At 52.2% G+C, this 22678-nt stretch carries 18 protein-coding genes; 15 read left to right on the plus strand and 3 right to left on the minus strand.

The genetic code is table 11. The features are described 5' to 3' along the window. Position 1 precedes the first annotated feature (1 nt). A complete protein-coding gene (locus PLU72_09285) occupies positions 2-1888 on the plus strand; it encodes an S-layer homology domain-containing protein (GenBank protein ID HOT28370.1) in 1887 nt (628 codons plus the stop codon). Positions 1889-2262: 374 nt separating this feature from the next. Further along, complete coding sequence (locus tag PLU72_09290) at positions 2263-2490, plus strand: cytotoxic translational repressor of toxin-antitoxin stability system (protein ID HOT28371.1); 228 nt, start codon at positions 2263-2265, stop codon at positions 2488-2490. Between the two features lie 100 nt (positions 2491-2590). On the opposite strand, the gene PLU72_09295 is transcribed toward PLU72_09290, so the two are convergent. Then, on the minus strand, positions 2591-3046 hold the full coding sequence (locus tag PLU72_09295; protein ID HOT28372.1) for a hypothetical protein: 456 nt from the start codon (positions 3044-3046) through the stop codon (positions 2591-2593). Between the two features lie 164 nt (positions 3047-3210). On the opposite strand from PLU72_09295, the gene PLU72_09300 reads away from it, so the two are divergent. Beyond that, positions 3211-4176 carry a hypothetical protein gene (locus tag PLU72_09300; protein HOT28373.1) on the plus strand — a complete coding sequence of 322 codons (966 nt, stop codon included), beginning with the start codon at positions 3211-3213 and terminating at the stop codon, positions 4174-4176. Between the two features lie 88 nt (positions 4177-4264). Here PLU72_09300 and PLU72_09305 read toward each other — a convergent pair whose 3' ends face one another. After that, complete coding sequence (locus tag PLU72_09305; protein ID HOT28374.1) at positions 4265-6040, minus strand: WecB/TagA/CpsF family glycosyltransferase; 1776 nt, start codon at positions 6038-6040, stop codon at positions 4265-4267. A gap of 106 nt (positions 6041-6146) precedes the next feature. After that, positions 6147-6368 (minus strand): hypothetical protein, encoded by a 222-nt coding sequence (locus tag PLU72_09310; GenBank protein HOT28375.1) that lies wholly within the window; start codon positions 6366-6368, stop codon positions 6147-6149. 855 nt (positions 6369-7223) lie between these two features. Between PLU72_09310 and PLU72_09315 the strand changes: the two genes are divergently transcribed. The 12 genes from PLU72_09315 (at position 7224) to PLU72_09370 (ending at position 22552) form a co-directional block, all read left to right on the plus strand. Continuing rightward, positions 7224-8729, plus strand: coding sequence for a hypothetical protein (locus tag PLU72_09315; GenBank protein HOT28376.1), 1506 nt, complete (start codon positions 7224-7226; stop codon positions 8727-8729). A gap of 58 nt (positions 8730-8787) precedes the next feature. After that, positions 8788-11505 (plus strand): saccharopine dehydrogenase C-terminal domain-containing protein, encoded by a 2718-nt coding sequence (locus PLU72_09320; GenBank protein ID HOT28377.1) that lies wholly within the window; start codon positions 8788-8790, stop codon positions 11503-11505. A gap of 71 nt (positions 11506-11576) precedes the next feature. Then, positions 11577-12734: a glycosyltransferase family 4 protein gene (locus tag PLU72_09325; GenBank protein HOT28378.1), complete on the plus strand. Its 1158-nt coding sequence runs from the start codon at positions 11577-11579 to the stop codon at positions 12732-12734. Between the two features lie 51 nt (positions 12735-12785). Continuing rightward, positions 12786-14099, plus strand: coding sequence for a hypothetical protein (locus PLU72_09330; protein HOT28379.1), 1314 nt, complete (start codon positions 12786-12788; stop codon positions 14097-14099). Between the two features lie 25 nt (positions 14100-14124). Beyond that, entirely contained in the window at positions 14125-15087 is a 963-nt protein-coding gene (locus tag PLU72_09335) for a class I SAM-dependent methyltransferase (protein ID HOT28380.1), read from the plus strand. 195 nt (positions 15088-15282) lie between these two features. Then, complete coding sequence (gene rfbF / locus PLU72_09340) at positions 15283-16053, plus strand: glucose-1-phosphate cytidylyltransferase (protein ID HOT28381.1); 771 nt, start codon at positions 15283-15285, stop codon at positions 16051-16053. Positions 16054-16058: 5 nt separating this feature from the next. After that, positions 16059-17180 carry a CDP-glucose 4,6-dehydratase gene (rfbG, locus tag PLU72_09345; protein HOT28382.1) on the plus strand — a complete coding sequence of 374 codons (1122 nt, stop codon included), beginning with the start codon at positions 16059-16061 and terminating at the stop codon, positions 17178-17180. 12 nt (positions 17181-17192) lie between these two features. Beyond that, a complete protein-coding gene (rfbH, locus tag PLU72_09350) occupies positions 17193-18509 on the plus strand; it encodes a lipopolysaccharide biosynthesis protein RfbH (GenBank protein ID HOT28383.1) in 1317 nt (438 codons plus the stop codon). Positions 18510-18704: 195 nt separating this feature from the next. Then, entirely contained in the window at positions 18705-19202 is a 498-nt protein-coding gene (locus tag PLU72_09355) for an NUDIX hydrolase (protein HOT28384.1), read from the plus strand. Further along, positions 19199-21004: a thiamine pyrophosphate-binding protein gene (locus PLU72_09360; protein ID HOT28385.1), complete on the plus strand. Its 1806-nt coding sequence runs from the start codon at positions 19199-19201 to the stop codon at positions 21002-21004. The genes PLU72_09355 and PLU72_09360 overlap by 4 nt, the downstream gene beginning before the upstream one ends. Continuing rightward, on the plus strand, positions 20979-21770 hold the full coding sequence (locus PLU72_09365) for an HAD-IIA family hydrolase (GenBank protein HOT28386.1): 792 nt from the start codon (positions 20979-20981) through the stop codon (positions 21768-21770). The genes PLU72_09360 and PLU72_09365 overlap by 26 nt, the downstream gene beginning before the upstream one ends. Beyond that, positions 21767-22552: an aldolase/citrate lyase family protein gene (locus PLU72_09370; GenBank protein HOT28387.1), complete on the plus strand. Its 786-nt coding sequence runs from the start codon at positions 21767-21769 to the stop codon at positions 22550-22552. Before PLU72_09365 ends, PLU72_09370 begins: the two co-directional genes overlap by 4 nt. Positions 22553-22678 lie beyond the last annotated feature (126 nt).

Consider the following 22678-nt stretch of genomic DNA (forward strand, 5'->3'; position numbering starts at 1 on the left):
AATGAAACGCATTTCCATGCTTCTGGTTCTGGCCCTGGTGCTCAGCACCGTGGCCGCCAGTGCCAACCCGTTCTCCGATGTACCGTTCTCTCACTGGGCTTATGACGCGGTCAACAAGCTCGCCGCCAAGGGCATCCTTCAGGGCTATCCTGATGGCACCTACAAGGGCGAAAAGCACGTCACCCGCTACGCTCTCGCCATGGTCACCGCCAAGATGCTCGCCAATGTCGAGCAGATGCTCGAGAAGGGCATTGGCACGAACCTCGTCACCAAGTCCGACCTCCAGACCCTCGAGAAGCTCACCGTCGAGTTCGCTGACGAGCTGGCTCTTCTGGGCGTGAAAGTCACCGCTCTCGAAGACGACATGCAGGTCGTGAAGGAAGATGTCGCGACCCTGAAGAAGGACGTCGAGGGCATCAAGGACTACATGGCCAAGGGCGGTATGGAGAAGGTTAAGCTCTCCGGCGACATGCTCGTTCGCCACATGAGCATGATTACCGAGAAAGACGGCGTGAACCCCAGAGCCTACGCCTATGATGGCGTGAATGGGGCTTCCAATGACAATGCCAATACCCGCACTTACACTCAGCTTCGCTTCCAGTTCAAGGCCAACATCGACGAGAACGTCACCGCCGTTGCTCGCTGGAGCATGGTGAATGACAATGACTTCAGCGGCCGCTGGGGTTCGAATGGCGCTGGCGCTTCTTCCCTCAACAACGTTTCTAACAACGGAAACACTGATGGCGAGATTGACCTTGCTTACTTGAACATCAAAGACATGTTCCGCTTCGGTGGCGACTTCACCTTCGGCCGCAACTTCTACGCGACCGGTCACAGCCTCCTCCTCAGCGACTACGTCGACGCGATCAAGTATGCCAAGCGCACCGGCGATGTCGATGTGGCTCTGTATTGCATCTATGATCTCCACGCTGGCACCTATGCTGATTCCGCCGCCACTGACTTCCGCAACATCTGGGGCCTGACCCTCGGCACCAAGTATCGCGATCACGACCTGTATCTGAACCTTTGGGGCCAGGATGAGCCGAACACCGCGAACCGCGTGAGCCAGGCTCTTGCTGGTGTTAACATTGTTCCTATCGCCGCTGGTGTCAAGCCGGTTGCTGGTCAGAAGGACAGCGACAAGATGTTCGACGTTGAATTCGGCGGCAAGGGCCCCCTGGGCAAGAACGGTCACTGGGATTATGACCTGGGCTTCGCCTATACCGACTATCAGCTGGACATCGTGAACAACGCTGCTGGCACCCTGATCAGCCCCGAAATTCAGGGTTGGATGGGTCATGCCGCAATCAAGTGGGATTCCAAGAAAGAGTGGGCCGCGAAACTCGGTTACACCTTCGCTGATGACGAATCCAACGGCGCTATCGCCATCAACAACGATCACCGCTATGATGACGGTATCGAGACCCCCTACGAAGACATCAGCCGTGGCAACACCTATTTCCGCAACGGTCTGCTGAACATGAACGACATCAAGCTCCAGGTCGAGTATCGCCCCCGCAACACCAAGCATTACTTCCGCCTGGCTGGCGACCTCCTCGACGAGATGAAGGACACCGTGTCCAACGATCTCTCCCGCTTGGCTGCCGGTGACAATACCACCGCTGGTATCCTCACTACCCCCAAGACCGACACTCCGTATGATCGTTACAACAACTTCTTCGTCTCCGATCCGAAGGCGACCGTCCTGACCTTCGAGTATCGCTATCAGCTCGCTGAGAACACCCGCATCCGCGTTGGCTACACCGCCTTCGATATGTCTGGTGATTTCCAGAAGACGGTTCCGGCCGTCGCTGCTGGTCAGGGTAACTCGATTGTTAACGATCGGGATTACAACATGTTCTGGGCTGAACTCTACAGCCGCTTCTAATCCCATAGCTTAACCAGTCCTCAAAGAGCCCCGCGAAAGCGGGGCTCTTTCCTTACCCGGCAATCCGGGCGGTTCGCGAACCGCTCCCGCAACCCTCTCGACATGCTGAAAAGACAACGCACCACAGAGTCACAGAGACACAGAGAAATGAATTCTAAACTCTGTGTCTCCGTGACTTTGTGGTAAACCTGCTTTATTTCCCCAAGGCCATGGTTCATCTGATGGAAGAGTGAGCCACCGGAAAAACATTCCGGACGGCATTGACGATATACCTTATTGTGGTATATTCATCTTAATTGAGCCTGGGGGAAACCGTGTGGAATGTGTTGATTCCGAAGCGAATCGCGAAAGCCCTGGCGGATCTTCCTGAGACGGTGTTCTGCAACTTTCTGGCCCTTCTTCATTCGATACGCGCTTTAGGCCCTGTTCGAGGCGACTGGCCGAATTACGGCAAGCTCAGAACGGGAATTCATCATTGCCATATCCAAAAAGGGCACCCAACGTATGTCATGGTTTGGAAGACGACGGACAGAGAGAAAAAGATCGTAGAGGTGGTGTATGCTGGAACTCATGAAAAGGCAGATTACAAAAGGTTTCGTTGAACTTCATTTTCTCGTGCCGGAATTCCGGGCCGACGAAATCAAAAAGGTCATTGCCTGCCTGGGAGGCGTTTCGACAGATGACGATGCCGAACTCATTCCGTTAGAGAAGGCATTTCCGTCGATTCACCCGGGGATCACCCTCCGCGGATACAGGCAGCGCGACGGGCTCTCCCAGGTCGAGCTGGCCGAAAAAGTCGGCGCGCGCCAGAGCCACATTTCCGAAATCGAAAGCGGCCGCCGCCCCATCGGCAAACAACTCGCCCACAAACTGGCCGCCGTTTTCCACACCAGCTACAAACTCTTCCTTTAACCGAGCAAAATAACGAAAAAACAACGCACCACAGAGATACTCCGTTGAAAACCACTCGGTTTTCAGGAACGCATCCGCAGATGAAGGACAGATGAAAACCAGATGAGCAGCAGATAGGAGCGAACGCCTGGAGCTACCTTTTTTCGCCATGACCCGAAAACTCCAGGGAAAGAAGGTTTTCAGAATTTCATCTGCGAAATCTGCTTCATCAGCGTCATCTGCGGATTGGTTCTCAAAGTGAAACACACATACCAGTCACAGACACAGAGAAAGACCAGTTTTCAAAACTCTGTGTCTCGGTGTCTGTGGTGCGTTGTCTCCGAGTGATTGAATGGGATGTTGACAAAAAAATGCCGGGGCTTCTACCATGCAACAGGAATGTCCGATATGACTTTGGAGGAGACGAAACGATGAAGAAGTTTGCTCTCGGGTTGGCTGTGGCTTTCGCGATGACGGTTGCGCCGGCGTTTGCCGGGCTGATCGACCTGGTGCCGGCCGAGGCGCCGTTCGTGCTGAACCTGAACATGACCAAGATGTTCACCTTCGAGCCGATGAAGAAGATGATCGACGAATCCTTTGGGACTGGCACTCCCGAAGGGAAGAAGGCCCTCGAAGAGTTCGTCGCCAAGCTGGGCTTCGATCCCTTCAAGCAGCTCGCCAACGTGATGATCTACTCGCCGGAAGCCGGCTTCAAGGCGGAAGACATGAAAGATCACGTCGGCATCCTCGTCGACGGCTCGTTCGAAGCGAAAAAGCTCCTCGAAGGCCTCAAGAATGATGCCGAGTTCCAGAAGCAGGTCGACTTGGTCGAGTTCGAAGGCCTTTCGGCTATCGCCGGCAAGGAAAGCGGCCGCAAAGCCGCCTTCCTCGATGACAAAACCGCCGTCATGGGCGCCGATGCCGTCATCAAGACCGCCGCGACCGTGAAGAACGGCAAGGCGAAGTCCCTTGCCGCGACCCCGGCCTTTGCGGCCATGCTGAAGAAGGTCGATCCGAAAGCCGGTGTCTGGGGTTGCGCCCTCGTCACCGACGACATGAAGGCCCAGGCGAAGGCCAACCCCGTCAGCGCCCCCCTGGCCGCCGCCAACGCGATGCTCCTGAGCGTCAGCTTCGGCGCCGAGATGGGAATCAACGCCATCGCCGAAGTCGCCAAGGCCGACGAAGCCAAGGCCGTCGCCGACTGCCTCAAAAACTACGTCGACATGTTCAAGGCTTGGGCGGTCGATGTGCCTGAAGTGGTCGATGTTTTCAACAAGGCGAAGATCGACACCGACGGGAAGACCGTAAAGTTCGGCCTGGTGCTTCCCAAGGCCCAGTTCGACGCATTTATCGCCAAGATGCAGGAACGCATGGCCGCCGCCCCCGAAAAGAAATAACACCCAATGCGTATGGGTGCATCCCGATGCGCCCGTTTCGATCGCATATCGCATCAAATCGCCCTGGTGTGGGTTGCCGGGGCGATTTTTATGATGTGCAATCCGTATCCGTCGGTTGGTTCAGCTTTTCACGCAATACGGCCACGACGAACAGGGGAATACGGATCATGCGCCAGAAGCGGCCCGGCTCCTTGTAAAGCCTGAACAGCCATTCAAGCGCAAACTTCTGCATCCATGCCGGGGCCCGGGGCAGGCGGCCGGAGATCACGTCGAAGCTGCCCCCGACGCCGATGGCGATCATTCCCGACGCAACGTGCCGGAGTTTCGAAATGAACAGCTCCTGCCGGGGAACCCCCATGGCGACGAATAACAGGCGCGGCCTGGCTTCGAGAACCGTCTTGATGACGGCTGTTTCCTCTTCGGAGTCGGCGGCGAAGTAGCCGTGATGGGTGCCTGCGACGATCATCCCGGGAACGCGCTTCCCGATGAGTTCGACTGCCGAGTCGATGATGCCGGGTTTCGCGCCGATGAAATATATCGATTGCTTTGCTTCGACGGCGAGCCGGCAGAGATCCTCGACCATGCCGACCCCGGGAATGCGCTCGACGAGGGGCGTGCCGAGAAAATCGGAAGCCCAGAGCAGCCCCGCGCCGTCCGGCATGACGAGCGAGGCCTGCCGCATGATTCCCGCGAAGCTCTCATCGTGCCGGGCCCGGTCGATGGCCAGGGAGTCGGCGGTCACGAGATGACGGAAGCCGTCTCCGGAGCGTATCCAGCCGTCGATGCGGGCGAGGACCTCCCTGCGTGAAAGGGAATCGATGGGAAAGCCCAGGAGCGAAATTCTTCCCGGTTTCGGAGAGCCTTCATTCCGAGGCGCTTTTTGCGCAAAGGTTCGCACGAAGCTGATCATGACGCCGGCGACCAGAATGCCGAGGGCAATGAACCCCCAGAACCCCGCCTGACTGGCGTAGAGCAGAACGGTAAAGTTCAGGCTCATGAACACGAGACCGGCCAGGAGGACGAGCCGCTGTCGGGGAAGATTCCAGGTGAACGTTCTGCTTCGGTTCGACGGATCGGATGCATACAATTCGTTTCCGAGATACGAGCCGAGAATGACGAGGCAGACGAACGCAAGGGGGAGAATGAGAACGGCGGAAGGCAGCAGAAGGCCGAGCAAAAGCAGCGTTTTCGACCGGCCGATCATCGAAATGCCCGCCAGCAGCCAACCGAGCGCGAAATGCCCCGAATCGCCGAGCACGAAGCGCTGCCCTGCGGCTCCCGCGCCCAGGACGACGAGGGAGGGAAGAATGAGCATCGGCGTGAAGAACGGGGCGGTGTCGGGGGTCGCGGACTGGCCGGGAAAAAAGAGCAGGAAGGAAATCCCGGTTCCCATGCAGAGAAGAGCCGGCATGCCGAAGACGAGTTCGGCCAGTTTCAGGCTGAAAATCGTGATGATCGGCCATCCCAGCGTCAGCGCGACTTCGATCGCCCGAACCGGATGATCGATCGTGATGCCGCTCCAGGCGCCGGCGATGGCCGCAAGCACCAGATACGGCATCATGACCGTCCATGAGGTGCGCATCACATCGCGAACGAATCCCAATGCCGCGAACAGCAACGTGATGACGGCAAGGTGGTGCGCTTCAGGCATACAGGAAGTGGTGGGCATCAGAAGAACGCACAGCGTCCCGAGAACGACCGGAAACCCGCCGACATACATCCCGCGGCCGAGATGCCCCGTTGCCCGATTCAGCGCCCAGGGGCCGCCCGCGTGAACCACATCCCAAATGATGGGCAGGAGCCACCCTGCAATGGTTCCGAGCAGACCCAGGGCCCCCGCAAAGGCGACCGTCATGATATCCATACCCGAACTATCGACCACCCACGCTCTTTTTCACATCGCCTGCCCCATACAACGCCAAAACGGGCGCACTTCAATGCGCCCGTTCGATGCGTGAAAACCAAGCGCGTCACGGCGCCCCGGTCAGTTCCCATTTGACGATGTAGTAGACAAACCCGGCGAGAATCAGGAACTCGGAATACGCCATCACCGGGAATGCGGTGCGCTTTGCGTCCCACCAGTCCCAGAAAAAATTGAGGGCGTCGAAAACGACGAGCAGCATTCGCACGACCCAGTAGGCCGCCACAAAAATCGCCGTCAGATATGCCGGAATGATATAATACAAGACCATGAAGATATCCTATCACATCGAGGCTGTCAGTTCAATTTACGCCATATGCGAGGTGAAAGGAGATATGATGTATCGTATGCAGAATATATACAAAACCGCAGTATTGAGTCCTGCAAAGTGAAAACAACCCGTTTGCCCTGAGATGTCGAAGGGATAAAATCGGAATCAATGAGCAAGCGCTGGTTTGTGCCTCGATACCCCGACATGAACGGAGCCAGTAAATTAGCTTTCGATGAGGTGGGCTTTCGTATGTGTATGCAGCCCTCGATATTGCATCGATCATGATTTCGGAGAATTCATGAAACTCAGACTTGTCAGGCACGGTTTCCGAAATTCGGAAAGCCCAGATCTGATGTTGGATTCCGGCCAATCCATCTTGGCACGACGGCGTGGTCTTGGGTTCATACCATGGACGATATGGAGAAACCTTGAAATCGCCGTTTTTGATGAACCAACCCCAAGCAAGGAAATAGATGGCATGCCCGACCGCGGCATCTGTCCAAACACTGACTTGAAACCAGCGATGGTAGGCATCATGAGAGTGAGCCCTTTCTGGATCCCCGAAAGGAAAGATCGCGGTCACAGTGCGACGGCATGGACAAAGAACCCAGCCTTCGATGATGTTCTCCAACAAGAACTAGGTGGGTTTCGAGAAAGCTGCATGAAGGGGCTGTACAAGTTCCTGAATCTCGGGGATTCTGATCATGGCCGTTCCTCCTCGGTGAAGACGAAAGTCGCATCCCATCTTTACTGCAGCCAAGGAACGGCCCTTTCCGATACTGGGTCATGTGAAATTTCTTCGTCATGTGCAAAAGTTCGCCTATTCGAGTGATGTGTGAAAGCCCGCGAGGAACGGTGAGTCTCTTTCTCTTGGGCCTTTTGGTTTTTCTCTTCGTCCGGTTGCCGGGTGTGTCGATCATCACGCTCCTGCACGATGATTCATTTTTTTATCTTAAAACGGCGGCGAATATCGCCGATGGGAAAGGCTCAACGTTCGACGGAATCAATATCACAAACGGATATCACCCGCTCTATATGGCATTTCTATCAGCAGTGTCAGCCGTCTTTCCCATAAAAGGGCTTGGCGGGATATACATGGTGATGTTCATCGACATCATATTGTTTGCATGTTTTTTGCTGATCGCAGACCGATTATATCAACGTTTGGGATTGTCGGATGTTTTTCGATTGCCTCTTGGACTAGCCTATATATTATTCATGGGAATCAATGATTTTGGGCTCGAATCGCGATTGGTGCTGGTCATAGCCTGGGCCTTTCTTGCGGAAATATACTCTCTCTTGTATGAGCATCAACGCGCAAACTGGAGGTTGGCAGCAATCTTGTCGGTATTGCTTTTCCTTTCAAGAATCGACTTGGCACTCCTCTTGGGGTTTGTTATTCTTACCCCTCTTGCAATGAGTTGCGGACAAGCCGCATCGTCTCGGTTTCAAGAGGGAATGGGAGTGCTGGCTGTATCTGTCGCAGGAATGGGTTGTTATTTTTTGGGGAATACCTATCTGTTTTCAGCTCCTACAACCGTTTCGAGCTATCTCAAAATGGGATGGCCTGGCATGCTTGAAACTGGATGGACTGATCTTGGAGGATCGGGAGTTCGAATCAGACTCCTTTTTTGTCTTATCGCAAGTGGATTGTATTTCGGCTTATCCCTTCGTGCCTGGTGGGTGAGTCGTTTGGTTGCGGAAAAAGAAGCTGGCATGAATCTGTTTTTTGCGGCGCTCAATGGCTATGTGCTTTTCTACATGATAATTCTGATTTGCTTTGCAAAAGGGGTTGGAGGATGGTATTTCCTTTGTCCCATTTCAATAGTGTTGTTTTCGACCGTTGGTGTATTCTCAAGACAATGGGTGAAACACACAAGAATAAAAGCAGTGTTTCATCATGAAACATTCCTACTGGTCGTATCTTTGCTGCTCATGGTCTCTAGTGGATTATACGCAATAAAAAAAACAGTGAATACGCAGCATGATGTCCTCGCAATCTCCGGGTGGCTGCGCCAGAATATTTCTGAGCAAACACCAATTTTTCAAGTTGATGCATCAGGGAAGACGGGATATCTTTCCGAGAGGTGTGTCGTGAATGGCGATGGCCTTATTAATAGTTGGGAGTATATAAATTGTTTGAAGGCTGGAGGACTGCGGGAATACTTGCAAAAGTATCATATTGAGTATTTTCTCTTGTCGGAATATGAAGGTGGAGATAAATTGTCCGTTATTATTCCGGGATGGAAATATCCGCCAAAACTCATTCAGTTTTCGAACAACGCTCAGCGAATCCAACGGGAAGGTCGGTTTCTTTTGATCAGAGATCATCCTGAGCAGATCACAGTTAAATCATTGTAGATGAAAATTCTTGGGAGCGAATGCGCTCCTGGTGAACACAGGAGAGAGAGGAGTTACCATGGGGATTCGAAGGATAGGAATTCTTCGGAAATTTCTGAGAGATGGGAGAAATATCATCCCACTGATTCCGGAAGATGTGCGGCAACTTGTCAGTGATTTTGGATTCGAGATCATCGTTCAGCCTTCATTGGCAGATCATTCACAGGATGTCGAATATACAACCGTCGGTGCTTGGGTAGATGATAGCGCCGCTGGTTGTGAGTTTGTGGTAAGCATGAATGAGCCGTCAGCCGAATCGCTGTATCCTGGCGGAATATATATGTGTTTTGGCCGTTCCCCCGGGCAGCCATTCGGCGTTGCCTTGCTACGACGATTGAATGAGCTTGGGTGCTCTCTTATCGACTGTAGCAGCCTCATGGATGATCGTGGGCGTAAACTTATTACTGTTGATACATATTCAGGAGCGGTTGGCATGATCGATGCCCTCTGGGCGTTGGGACATCGGTTGAAACACGAGGGATACGAGACGCCGTTTGCCGCGATTAGACGGGCGTATCAATATGAAAACCTTGCTTCGGCCCGGCGTGCGCTCATCGGAATAGGCGAGACGCTTCGCGACCAACGATTATCTACCGTTCTGCGCCCGCTCATTTTCGGATTTGTTGGGAAAAACTGCGTGTCAAAGGGCGCGCAGGAGATCTTCGATCTACTGCCACATCGCGAAATCACGCCTTCCGAGCTCCTTGCCGGTGCCGTTTGCAATGGCGGAAACGAAATACTCAAGGTGGTTTTTGCTGAAGAGCTGACGATTCGGCCGAAGGATGAAGATACTCCAATGACCCTTGGAGAGTTGTATCGGCATCCGAAGCGCTTCGTGAACAATTTCGGACAGTATATTCATCATCTTTCAGTCCTAGTGAATAGCCTCCCCCGCAGTGCGGGCGCTCCCCGCATCATGACGAAAGCCGACGCTGAGCACATGTGGCAAGGCGGTGCCCGTCCACGCTTGAGGGTCATTGGCGACATGGGGGGGACCGTTGAAGGTGCTATTGAGTTTGCGTCCGTCGCCACCATGTTCGATGAACCGGCATACGTCTATGAGCCTGAAATGGATGACATTGCCTACGGATTCGATGGTCACGGTCCCGTCATCGTGTCGCTTGCCGAGCCGGCCTGTGAATTGCCAGAAGAAGTGTCTGCCGACATCAGCCATGCGCTGTTGCCCCTGCTTCAAAACCTGGCGAATGTCGAAACGGAGGCGCCGATCGAAAAGAGCGGGCTTCCGATGCCTCTTCGCCGGGCCGCCATCCTGTGGCGCGGCAGGCTGACGCCGGCCTTTGAACATCTGCGCATTCTTCTGAAAAGGGCGCCTTCCGATGAAGAGGCCGTTGAAGAGAGCACGCTTGACTCTCAGAGCTTCAAGACAGCGCCGGTCGTAGGGGTTTCCGAAAAGAAGATTCTAATCCTCGGCGGAGGTTCGCTGGCGAGGCCTCTCGTTCGATATCTTCTCGAAAAGACGCGACACGAGGTGATTTGTGCCGACCAGACGTCGGGAATGGCCGCCGACCTGGTCAAGGGATACTCCCGCGGCAAAGCGGTCGCCGTCGAATTCGACGACCGGCATGAACTCGAAAGTCTCATCCGACCTGCAGACTTCGTTGTAAGCCTGGTTCCCTACCGATATCACATCCCCATTGCGGAATTGTGCATCACGCACCGGAAACACATGGTCACGACAAGTTATACCGGTGAAGCGATGCGGGAACTGGACGGGCGCGCCCGGAGTGCCGGAATCATGCTGCTGAACGAGATGGGCGTGATTCCCGGCATCGATCACATGATTGCCATGCGAAGCATCCACCGCGTCACAGCGGGCGGCGGCAAGGTGGCGTCGCTCAGAATGTACGGCGGTGCGCTTCCCGCACCCGAGGCCGGAATGAATCCTCTCGGCTATAGATACAGCTGGAACATGCGTTGCGTTCTCGAAGCCGGCCGGACGCATGCCAGATATCGCGAGCGGGGCGAGGTTGTCGATGTTTCCGGCCCCGACGTGTTCAAGCGCCACGGCCAGGTGGCCATTCCCGGGATGGGGACGTTCGAAGTCTATCCGTGCCGGGATGCGGTTGCCTATGAAGAGATTTACGGTCTTCCCGACGTGAAAACCATGTTTCGCGGAACGCTTCGGAATCCGGGATGGTGCTCGTTCTGGGAGAAAATGTTCAGCCTCGGATGGTCCAGCGATATGCCTCGGGTTGATCTCGACGGCAAGACCTGGGGCCAGATCATGCGTGTCCTGGTGCCCGGAAGCGGCGATCTGACCGCCGACCTGTGCTCCTGCTGGAATGTTTCGCGCGGCTCTGTCGAGATCAGGTGCGCCGAGTGGCTGGGCCTGCTTGGCGATGAAAAAGTGCCGGCCGGCGCGAACAGTCTGCTCGACATTCTGTGCGTGCATTTGCAGAGCAAACTTGCCTATAGGCCCGGCGAGCGCGATATGGTCCTGATGCATCACGAGCTTGTCGCCGAGTATCCCGACAGGCTCGAACGGATAACCTCGACGCTGACCGACTACGGTGTCCCGAACGGTGATCTGGCCGTCGCGCGAACCGTCGGCCTTCCGATCGCCATCTTCCTCAGATTGTTCTTCGAAGGCAGGATTCGGGGCCTGAGCGGGGTTTTGATTCCCATCATCCCTGCGGTGTACGGTCCGATTCTCGAAGAACTGGAATCGATCGGGATTCGGATGACAGAGCATATCGAAGCCGTAAAAACAGCCTGAGATCAAGGCGGGGCGCAGGAGATTCCCGGCAATGGGTTGATTCCCCTCAGGGAATCAGCTAAAGTTTGCGCATGAATCCGTCGGATCTCGCGCAGAAACTGATTTTGTTCGGCCCGCTCCCGCCTCCCCACAACGGGCACACGCTGGCGTTCCAGATGTGCGTCCGAGGGTGCAGGGAACATGGGCTTCGATATCGCGTGATCGATTACAGCCCGCGCTGGCCTGGGATGAAATGGTTCCCGTTCAGCCGGATTGCCGAGTATGGATTCATCATGGGGCGCTATTTCAGAGCCTTGCTGGCCGGGCGTCGCGGAACGGTCTACATCACGCTGAACCAGGCGGTCGACGGGTTGTGTCGTGACCTGATCCTGATGAGATCTGCCCAGCATCTTGGATTCAGGGTGATCGTCCATATCCACGGTGGCTGGTATGACGAGATTCTCAGGCGCGCCCCCGCGTTCCTTCGCAATGCCGCCGTGGCCGCCCTGGCCGCCTGTGACGCCGTAATTCTGCTGAGCGACAGGCTTCGGTTCATGTTCGACGCCTGGCCCGAAGTCCAGAGGCGAGTCCGTGTTGTCCCGAACGGGCTGCCTTTCGAACCGACCGGTTGCCCGACCGCCCCGAAGACCATCCGCATGGGCGAACCGGTCAGGCTTCTCTTCCTGTCGAACATGATCGAAAGCAAGGGCTGGCCGGTCGTTCTGGAGGCCGTTGAGCGGCTTGTTCACCATCATGGCCTGAACGTGCGGGCAAGGTTCTGCGGAGGCTTCATGTCTTCGCCGGAGGACACGCGCTTTCCTTCGCCGGCCGCCGCCAAAGACTGGTTTGATACCTATATCCGCGAACACGATCTCGAAACATGCGTTCACTACGATTCCCGCGTAGACGGCGACGAAAAGATCCGCGCACTTCAGGAAGCCCATTTCCTGCTACTCCCCTCCGCCTACCCGAACGAGGGCCAACCCCTGGCCCTGATCGAAGGCCTCGCCTACGGCTGCGTCCTCGTCGGAACCCCCTATCGTGCCATTCCCGACATGGTCAGCGATGGGAACACCGGCCTGCTGTGTCCCGCCGATCCGGTTTGGATCGCGGATGGCGTCGCTTCGCTGTTTCGCGATCCCGATTGCTACCGGCGGATGAGCTCAGCCTCACTGGAACTCTATAAAAGACAGTTTCAGCCTGAAATTCATATTCAAAATATTGTAAATATATTGAGTCCAATTTCATGACGATTTTCTCTTGAAATGTATGGAAAGACTGACGACTCTCCAAAAAACTCCATGAACAAGGCAATTTTCTGGGGATTTCTCGCCCGAAGCTGGAGCTTCCTTGCTGGTTTGGTTACAGTCTCTCTCGTAACAGGCTTTTTTACTCCTGAGCAGCAGGGATATTATTACACCTTCGGGAGCCTTCTGGCGCTTCAGATCTTTTTTGAATTAGGTCTGACCAATGTTCTTGTTCAATTTGCAGGATGCGAATTCGCGAAAATCCACTGGCTTCAAGATGGAGAGCTGGAAGGTGATTCCGTTGCCATTCAGCGATTTTTGACCTTGTCGAAAAAAGGAGTCTTCTGGTTTGGCGTGGCTTCTATTCTCTTTATCGCCATTCTGGCGCCTGTTGGATTGTCCTTTTTTCAACAGTGTGACTCTGGTTCATTTGCCTGGCGAATTCCGTGGCTTTTGGCTGTTGCTGGAACCGCGATGAATTTGGCGAGTGTCCCGTTTTGGGGGGTTCTTACAGGAGCTGGACAGATTCATCTGGCGAATAAACGGTCTCTTCTTGGGGGACTCTTGGGATGTGCCCTGGCCTGGATCGGAATTTATTGCGGTTACGGTCTTTACTCGGTGTTTATGATTGCATTTGGAAATGCTGTGTTTTCTTGGGGACTCTTGTTCTTCGAATTTAGGAAATTTCTCAGGCGGATTCTTTGTCATCGTTCCGATTCGAATCAGGTTGATGACATTTCATGGGGGAGAGATATCTGGCCAATGCAATGGCGGATCGCTCTGTCATGGGCTTCCGGATATTTTATCTTTCAATTGTTCACGCCCGTTCTTTTCACATATCAGGGAGCAAAAATTGCCGGTCAGATGGGTTTGACATTGGCAATGCGAAATGCAATCCTTGCTGTGGCGATGGTCTGGACAGGGGCCCGGAACCCAGAAATGTGCCGATTGATTGCGTTGAAGGACTGGCCGGCTCTGGACGCGCTGTTTCGCCGTCTCATGGGAGAAACGACACTGGTGGTTCTGGGGGCGAGCAGTGCCGGGCTGGGCCTCGTTTGGTATCTTCAGGGCATTCCGCGATTTGCAGAGCGCTTCCTTTCCTTGGATTTGGTAGCAGTGCAGCTTTTCTCAACCCTCCTGGCGATATGGGGCGACAACATGGCAACCTACTGTCGAGCTCATAAAGTCGAGCCTTTCTTGGGTGTTTCAATTATTAGTGCTGTGGCTCAGGGATGCTTGACGTGGATTACAGGGAAATACTATTCGGTGGATTCACTTGTCTATGCTTCAATGTGGCTGAACCTCTTGTTTGGACTTCCCATGGCTGTCTATATTTGGCAGAACCAGCGAAAGTCCCACATCAGGTGAATTCATACAACTTGAAAGAATGGCAATGAAATGTAAAATCTGTGGAAATACAGAAAATTTAATTGAATTTCATATCCAGGAAAAAATGTTTGGGTCTGGGGCTGAATTTATATATTTCCAATGTTCTCAATGTCAATGCCTCCAGATAAAAGACATTCCTGAGAACATGGAAAAATATTATCCGCACGATTACTACTCATATAGAAAAATTTCGAAAACGCTCCTGCCGGGTCTAAAACAGGCATTACTGCAATTAAAAAACAGATATGCCCTCTTTGGAAATGGCGTTCTTGGTAAGCTTCTGAGCCTTGTTTCTTACAACCAGGCCCTGGAAAGTCTGAAAATTCTCAACATCGCCAGGGATTCACGGATCATGGACGTTGGATGTGGTTCAGGAGCATTACTGTGTTCAATGAAAAATTTGGGTTTCACTCATCTTGCAGGAATTGATCCCTTCATTCGAGAAAAGATCGTTTACGACTCCGGCCTTGTGATCCATAAACAAAATATCCATCAGATCAAGGATACGTGGGATATCGTGATGTTTCATCACTCGTTTGAACATATGCCTGATCCGTGTGAGACCCTGAAAAGTGTCTCACAAATCCTATCTGACAACGGATGGTGTGTCGTTCGAATTCCAACGGTATCGTCGTATGCTTGGAGTCACTACAGAGAAAATTGGGTGCAGTTGGATGCTCCGAGGCATTTGTTCCTTCATTCGATTGAAAGCATGCAGTATTTGGCTGCACTGACCAGGCTCGAACTCGTCGATGTTGTATTTGATTCAACAGCCTTTCAATTTTGGGGAAGTGAACAATACCAAAAAGGCATTGCACTAGGTGACAAGAACTCATACGGAATCGATCCTGCACGTTCGATTTTTTCGCAGCGAAAAATGCTTATGTTTGCAAGAAAAGCGAAAATGCTGAATCGGACCCACCAGGGCGATCAGGCGGCATTTTATTTTCGAAGGCGAAGGGTGTAAAGTAGAATGGGAGACGGAGAAATACCATATTCAGATAGCAGCGCATGATACAGTTGTGAGAAATTCAAAACTCGCCTATGGAAGATCAGAACGAATGTGGTGATGGAGCGGTGTGTTGTATTTTGCGAATTATTGGAAAAAAGAAATGATATCAAGCGATATTCAATATAACCATGGAATCTCTGAGGAAAATACATGAAAGTTGTAATTCTTGCTGGAGGTCTCGGCACGCGATTGAGTGAAGAAACAACGGTAAAACCCAAGCCGATGGTGGAAATCGGCGGCCGACCTATTCTCTGGCATATCATGAAACTCTATTCTTCGTATGGGCTGAATGAGTTTGTCATCTGCTGTGGTTATAAGGGCTATATGATCAAGGAATTTTTTGCCAATTATTTTATGCACATGTCTGACCTGACGATAGATATCGCAAACAATAAAATAACGACGCATTCCAACCACTCTGAACCTTGGAAGATCACGCTTGTCGACACGGGCGAAGATACGATGACTGGTGGACGAGTGAAGCGAGTGAGACAATACGTTGGCAATGAAACATTCTGTATGACCTATGGGGATGGAATTTCCGACGTAAATCTGAGAGAAGAAATCGAATTTCATAAGAGTCATGGGAAATATGCGACCATGTTGGCTGTCCAACCACCTGGAAGATTTGGAGTTTTGAATATAGATGAGGGGAACAGAGTCGAATCATTTCAAGAAAAACCTTCAGGAGATGGGACGCATATCAATGGTGGATTCTTTGTTCTGGAACCTGAAATTTTCAGATATTTGAAAGATGATCAGACGATCTGGGAACGTTTTCCCCTTGAATCGCTTGCAAAGGAAGGCCAGCTGTATTCCTTCAGGCATGATGGCTTTTGGTATCCAATGGATACGCTGAGGGATAAAATCAAGCTTGAAGAACTTTGGCAAAGCCAAAAGGCTCCCTGGAAAGTTTGGTGAAACCGTTGAAGCACTGTTTCGCAAAGGCGTTTTTCGGAAAGAAAGTTGCAATAACCGGTCATACGGGGTTCAAGGGAGCGTGGCTTGCTTTCTGGTTGCACCTTCTTGGAGCAAAAGTTGCAGGATATTCGCTTGAGCCACCGACTTCGCCAGCCCTTTTCGATATACTCGCCCTTGATGCCGATATCGATCATCAGATAGGGGACATTCGTGACCTGGCCGGCTTGAAGGCGTGGATATTGAGGCAGCAGCCCGATTTTCTGTTTCATCTTGCTGCCCAGCCGATTGTTCGGTTCTCGTATGAAGAGCCGCTTACGACATACCAAGTAAATGTCAATGGAACGATCCATGTGTTGGAATCCTTGCGGAGCCTGGACAAGCCGTGTATCGCAATTATGGTAACCACCGATAAGTGTTATGAAAATCGCGAGTGGGTGTACGGCTATCGGGAAGTTGATCCCCTTGGTGGGCATGACCCTTACAGCTCGAGTAAAGCTGCTGCTGAACTAGCCATTTCTGCTTGGCGAAGATCCTTTTTCAAGGACCATCCGGTGATGATCGCAAGCGCGCGGGCTGGCAACGTTATTGGCGGCGGTGACTGGGCAAAAGACCGGATCGTTCCTGACTGTATAAGGTTCCTTCGAGAGGGAAAACCAATCATTGTACGGAATAAATCGGCAACGCGTCCTTGGCAACACGTGCTGGAACCTTTGAGCGGATACCTCTGGCTTGCCGCGGTGTTGGCAAGGCCCACTGCTATCGCTGGTTCTCTCGGTGAAGGCGAGTTGACCTTCAATTTTGGACCGGATCATCGGTCGAATAAGACCGTTGAAGAACTTGTCCGTGAAATTCTTCGTTATTATCCCGGCCAATGGGAAGACCGCAGCGATCCTGGCGCCGTACACGAAGCCGGATTATTGCAGTTATCTATCGCCAAGGCAAGGCATCATCTAAAATGGTTCCCTGCCTGGGATTTTCAGATTACGGTTGAGCAAACTGTTCGCTGGTATAGGAAATTGCTGGATCAATCCACGAGCGATCAGATGCGTGAAATGACAAGAAAACAAATTGCTGACTATACGAAAGCTGCCCACTCTTTTGGAATTCCTTGGGCATCAGATGAGTAACGGAGTTTATTCATGTCGGACAGAGAAGCCATCAGGCATCAGATATTGAAGCTGGTCAGGGAGTATCAGGAGGCAGGCGAGAAAAAAGCCTTCATTCCAGGGAAGGATACAGTTCATTACGCTGGTCGTCAGTATGATTATGATGAGCTTGTCTGCCTTGTCGATTCCTCGCTGGATTTTTGGCTGACGGCTGGCCGGTATGCCTCCGAATTTGAAAAAAACTTTGCTGCATATCATGGCGTTGATCATGCTCTTCTCGTAAACTCCGGGTCTTCCGCGAACCTTGCAGCATTTGCGACGTTGACTTCCCCAAAGTTGAAGGATCGGCGCATCAAGTCAGGAGATGAGGTCATAACCGTTGCTGCCGGCTTCCCGACGACCGTGAATCCAATTATTCAACATGGTGCGATTCCCGTTTTCGTCGATGTTGAGCTGGGAACCTATGTTCCGACGATGGAGCGCATCGAAGCTGCGTTGAGTCCCAGAACACGGGCGGTCATGATGGCTCACACAATGGGTGTCCCGTTCCCGGTTGCTGAAGTAAAAGAATTCTGTGAAAGGAATCGACTCTGGCTGATCGAGGATAATTGCGATGCCCTTGGCAGCAGGTATAACGGGAAGCTGACGGGCACATTCGGCGACCTGGCCACGTTCAGTTTCTATCCGGCTCATCACATGACGATGGGTGAAGGTGGCGCTGTTATCACTGCTGATGCAGAACTCGCCAGAATTGCCAGAAGTTTCCGCGATTGGGGACGTGACTGCTATTGCATCGGAGGAGTGAACAATTCATGCGGGAAGCGGTTCACCCAACAGTTTGGAATGCTGCCGTTCGGATACGATCACAAGTATGTCTACAGCCATATCGGGTACAATCTGAAGGTTACAGATATGCAAGCTGCGATCGGCGTTGCTCAACTTAGAAAACTTGAATCATTTATTACATTACGAAAAAAACATCATGCTTTATTGAATGAAAAGCTGAAAAGGCATGAGAAGTATCTGATTTTGCCTATGACTCCCGCTCATTCCGATCCCTCCTGGTTTGGGTTCGTCATAAGCGTTCGGCCTGATGCACCGTTCGCACGCGACGACTTGGTAAGAGTCTTGGAAGCCGCCCGCATAGAAACACGAAATCTCTTCTGCGGAAATCTCCTTCGCCATCCGGCCTACTCAGACATTCAGCACAGAATTGTCGGCTCTCTTTTGAATACCGACCTTATAACCTCCAATACCTTTTTCATCGGCGTTTACCCTGGCATGACAACCGAAATGCTCGCTCATGTTCATTATACATTCGATAGCTTCTTGAATAATATCGCTATCTAAATTGCCCCACTCACCGGAAGATGAGTGGGAACGATTCTCCGGTATCCCCCTGCCTTGATCGATTCCTGAGCCCTCTTGTTTCTCCACCGCGGAGGGTTTACTATCATCCCTTGGGTTTTCATGGGGAAAAATACGTCTTCTGATAATGGATCATGCAATGAAAAATGGGAGCTGGGATTATTACGGGAAAGGACGATGAAAAGCTCTGATGCCATAGGGGCGCTCAAAGCCTACGCTACAGATCCAACGGTAGGATTGCCGGATGATCTGTTCTACTTTGTCTCGGAAATCACTCCCATGGTCAATGTGGATCTGTTGATCAAGGATCCCAATGGGCGTGTGCTCCTTGCTTGGCGTGATGATCCTTTAGCCGGCCAGGGGTGGCATCTCCCGGGGGGAATCGTGCGCTTCAGAGAGACGCTGGAAACGCGGATTCAGAAGGTAGCTGAAACCGAGGTTGGGGCTTTGGTGGATTTTGATCCTGCACCGGTGGCGATCAATCAGGTCATCAACTATCACCGTGAAACGCGAGGGCACTTCATTTCAATTTTATACAAATGTTCGCTGCCTGCCGATTTTGTGCCGAAAAACGCCGGATTATCGCCGAGGGACGCCGGGTTCGTGAAATGGCATGAAGCCTGCCCCAGCGACTTGCTGAAACTTCATGACATCTATCGGAGATACCTCTCATGATACGAGTTTCTGATTTCATTTTCCGCCATCTTGCCGATTACGGGGTCAAGCATGTCTTCCTTGTTGTCGGTGGTGGCGCCATGCATTTGAATGATGCCTTGAAAAAGGAAACGCGAATACAGTATATCTGCAATCATCACGAACAGGGATCGGCTATTGCTGCAGAGGGCTATGCCCGAATCTCGGGAAAATTGGCCGTGGTCAGCGTGACGACTGGTCCAGGGGGAACAAATGCGTTGACGGGGGTTATCGGGCAGTGGCTCGACTCCGTTCCTGTTCTCTACCTTTCCGGACAGGTAAAATTCGAGACGACCATCGCTTCCGTTCCTGGAAGTGGGTTGCGCCAGCTAGGTGACCAGGAAATCAACATTGTCGACATTGTCCGACCTGTGACAAAATACGCCAAAATGGTCACTGATCCTCAATCCATCAAGATCGAGCTGGAACGAGCGATCCATCTTGCAACCACCGGTCGCCCTGGCCCTGTATGGCTGGACATCCCCCTTGATGTCCAAGCAGCCTTAATCGATCCGGATCGGCTTCCTGTTGAAATCCGAGAATCTGTAGCAGAGGAAGTTCCTGTTGCGAAAATTGCTGAAGTTGTTGAACGTTTGAAAATGGCTAAACGTCCTCTGATCGTTGCTGGGCACGGGATCAGGATTGCCGGTGCTCAGAAGGCCTTCCTGGACTTGGTGACCCGGCTTGGCATTCCGGTGGTGACCACCTTTAACGGTTTTGATCTGATAGCCTCAGATGATTCCCAATTCATTGGTCGGATTGGGACGCTTGGAAACCGGGCCGGGAATTTCGCTCTCCAGAATGCTGACGTGGTGTTGTTTTTGGGAACCAGGAACAATATTCGGCAGGTAAGTTATTTCTGGAATTGCTTTGCCCGAAAGGCTTGGAAGGTCATCGTGGATATCGATGAGGCTGAATTGCACAAGCCGACGGTTCAGGGGGATTCTCTGATCCGGATGGATGCCGGGTTGTTTCTGGCCGAACTTGACCGGCTCTTGCCGCCCGATCTTTATGTGGACAAACTCTGGTTGGAATGGTGTGTGGTGCGCAAACGGAAATATCCGACCGTTCTGGAGGAATACAAAAAGCCCTCCCCATCTGCGGTTCACCCATATGTCTTTTTTGAACAGCTGACCGACAAGTTAGACGACCGGGCTATCGTGGTTGCTGGGAATGGGACGGCCTGTGTCGTACTATTCCAGGCTGGAGTCGTGAAGACTGGCCAACGCCAGTTCTGGAACTCAGGGTGTGCCGCAATGGGGTATGATTTGCCTGCCGCGATCGGTGCGTCACTTGCATCAGGCCATGAAGTGATCTGCCTCGCCGGCGATGGTAGCCTGCAGATGAACCTGCAGGAGTTGCAGACCATGAAGGAATACAGGCTTCCTATCAAGCTCTTCATCCTGAACAACGGTGGGTATCGGTCGATCGAGCAAACCCAGACTTCGTTCTTCCAGGCGGATTTCATCGGCTGCAATGAGAGTTCCGGGGTTTCTCTCCCGAATTGTGCAAAGCTTGCTGACCTGTATGGTTTCCCCTTCTTCCGGATCCAATCCACAGAAACCATGGATCAGGACTTGACGAACATCCTGAATTTCCCGGGGGCTGCATTGATCGAAATCGTTCTGAATCGGGAGTATATTTTCTCTCCCAAGGTGTCGTCGGAGAAACAAGCGGATGGCAAGCTTGTTTCCAAGCCCTTGGAAGATCTATTCCCTTTCCTCGACAGGGATGAATTCCGATCCAATATGATTGTCGATGATCTTGTTCAGGAAAAAGGATAGGATGACTTTCCCTTGTAAACTCATTGCCTTCGATCTTGACGGGACATTGTATCTTGGCGAACAGGCTGTTCCTGGGGCGATTGATCTTGTCCAGGATATCCGCCGGAGGGCGAGGGTGGTGTTCTTCACAAACAATTCGACGAAAACACCCCGACAGATATTCGAAAAACTATGCAGGCTACAGATAGAATGCGCTCCGGAGGAGATCTACACCTCCTCTTTTGCCACGATCAGCTATCTGCAGGAGCAAGCCCTAAATCGTATCTTTCTGGTCGGATCTTCTGATTTTCACGAAGAAATGACAAATTATGGCATTACGCTGGTGGACAATGAATCTGCGGAACACGTGGTCGTTGGACTTGACTCCGGCTTTACCTACCAGAAGATCGCCATTGCCTTGTCGATCATTCTTCGGGGGGGGCGATTCATCGCGTGTAACGAGGATGCATCGTTTCCCGTAGAAGGAAAGAAAGTAATGCCTGGTTGTGGCGCTATGGTCGGAGCGATTGCCGCGGCAGTTGGTAGAAGGCCGGATTTCATCGTTGGCAAACCTCATGTTTACATGCTAGCTAAGATTTCGCGAGAACATGGGGTCCAGCCTGACGAGCTCATGGTTGTGGGAGATTCCTTGACCAGCGATATGGCGATGGCTAGAGAATTTCGGAGTCCCGGTGTCCTGATCGGTGGTCCGTTGGTCATTGATCCCGGGATCCGACAATTCAAGAATCTGGAGGAATTCCAGGAATATCTTCGGAGGAATGAATGAATGTTCTCGAATATGAAATGATTGATATGCTGAAACGCCTGAAATACGAGTATGGCGTTTTCGAGATCAAAGCGGAGTATGAAAGCGAGGGCAGCCGCCAAGTGGAATTAATGCGGTTGAAGGATGTGGTGGACCGGGTCGATTTGCCCATCATTCTCAAGATCGGAGGGGTGGAAGCTCTCACGGACATGTATGAAGCCCTTTCGCTCGGAGCACGAGGAATCATCGCTCCCATGGCCGAAACAGCATTCGCAGCAAGCAAATTTCTCAATATGATCGATGTTTTCGTTCCCGAGGACAACCAGCGGGATATCGAGTTCGCTATCAATATTGAGACCATAACGGCGTTTCAAAATCTGGATGAGATTCTTCGCCTCCCAAAACTGAACCTTCTGCAAAGCATCACCGTCGGGCGGGTGGATTTTTGTGGCTCGATGGGCAAGGATCGGAAGTTCGCCGATAGCCCGGAAATATTGGATCAGTGTATCACCATCTTTCGGAAGGTCCGGGAAAAGAAATTGAAAACAGCTCTTGGTGGAGCTATTTCCAACGAATCTGAACTGTTTATCCGGACCCTTGTCGACCAGAACCTGATCGATAAATATGAGACCAGAAAACTGGTTTATCGCAACACGGGCGTGGAGAATTTCGTTGCTGGCCTTACCGAGGGAATCAAATTCGAGTTGTTATGGTTGAAAAGCAAGCGAAGATACTATCATCGCATTCATAAGGAAGATGAGAAGCGAATTGCTATGCTCGAGGCAAGAGTGGCGGAGAAATAGAGGCGAGATGATCCCTGATCGATTACAGAGGAATCTGTGGCTTTTCGGTCGGGATATGGGGTTGTATGAAAGGGCTCTTCGCTATTCGGCGTGGGTAGGGTAGAATCAACGATCCATCGTCTCTGA

The organism is Candidatus Ozemobacteraceae bacterium (genome assembly GCA_035373905.1).
GTDB lineage: Bacteria > Muiribacteriota > Ozemobacteria > Ozemobacterales > Ozemobacteraceae > MWAR01.

Excerpts from the sequence above, each read along its gene's own strand:
- PLU72_09335 (HOT28380.1), top strand. The coding sequence starts at position 14,125 with ATGAAATGTAAAATCTGTGGAAATACAGAAAATTTAATTGAATTTCAT.
- PLU72_09305 (HOT28374.1), bottom strand. The coding sequence starts at position 6,040 with ATGGATATCATGACGGTCGCCTTTGCGGGGGCCCTGGGTCTGCTCGGA.
- PLU72_09300 (HOT28373.1), top strand. The coding sequence starts at position 3,211 with ATGAAGAAGTTTGCTCTCGGGTTGGCTGTGGCTTTCGCGATGACGGTT.
- PLU72_09365 (HOT28386.1), top strand. The coding sequence starts at position 20,979 with ATGATCTTGTTCAGGAAAAAGGATAGGATGACTTTCCCTTGTAAACTC.
- PLU72_09370 (HOT28387.1), top strand. The coding sequence starts at position 21,767 with ATGAATGTTCTCGAATATGAAATGATTGATATGCTGAAACGCCTGAAA.
- PLU72_09330 (HOT28379.1), top strand. The coding sequence starts at position 12,786 with ATGAACAAGGCAATTTTCTGGGGATTTCTCGCCCGAAGCTGGAGCTTC.
- rfbF (HOT28381.1), top strand. The coding sequence starts at position 15,283 with ATGAAAGTTGTAATTCTTGCTGGAGGTCTCGGCACGCGATTGAGTGAA.
- PLU72_09360 (HOT28385.1), top strand. The coding sequence starts at position 19,199 with ATGATACGAGTTTCTGATTTCATTTTCCGCCATCTTGCCGATTACGGG.
- PLU72_09310 (HOT28375.1), bottom strand. The coding sequence starts at position 6,368 with ATGGTCTTGTATTATATCATTCCGGCATATCTGACGGCGATTTTTGTG.
- rfbH (HOT28383.1), top strand. The coding sequence starts at position 17,193 with ATGTCGGACAGAGAAGCCATCAGGCATCAGATATTGAAGCTGGTCAGG.
- PLU72_09320 (HOT28377.1), top strand. The coding sequence starts at position 8,788 with ATGGGGATTCGAAGGATAGGAATTCTTCGGAAATTTCTGAGAGATGGG.
- PLU72_09355 (HOT28384.1), top strand. The coding sequence starts at position 18,705 with ATGAAAAGCTCTGATGCCATAGGGGCGCTCAAAGCCTACGCTACAGAT.
- PLU72_09325 (HOT28378.1), top strand. The coding sequence starts at position 11,577 with ATGAATCCGTCGGATCTCGCGCAGAAACTGATTTTGTTCGGCCCGCTC.
- PLU72_09285 (HOT28370.1), top strand. The coding sequence starts at position 2 with ATGAAACGCATTTCCATGCTTCTGGTTCTGGCCCTGGTGCTCAGCACC.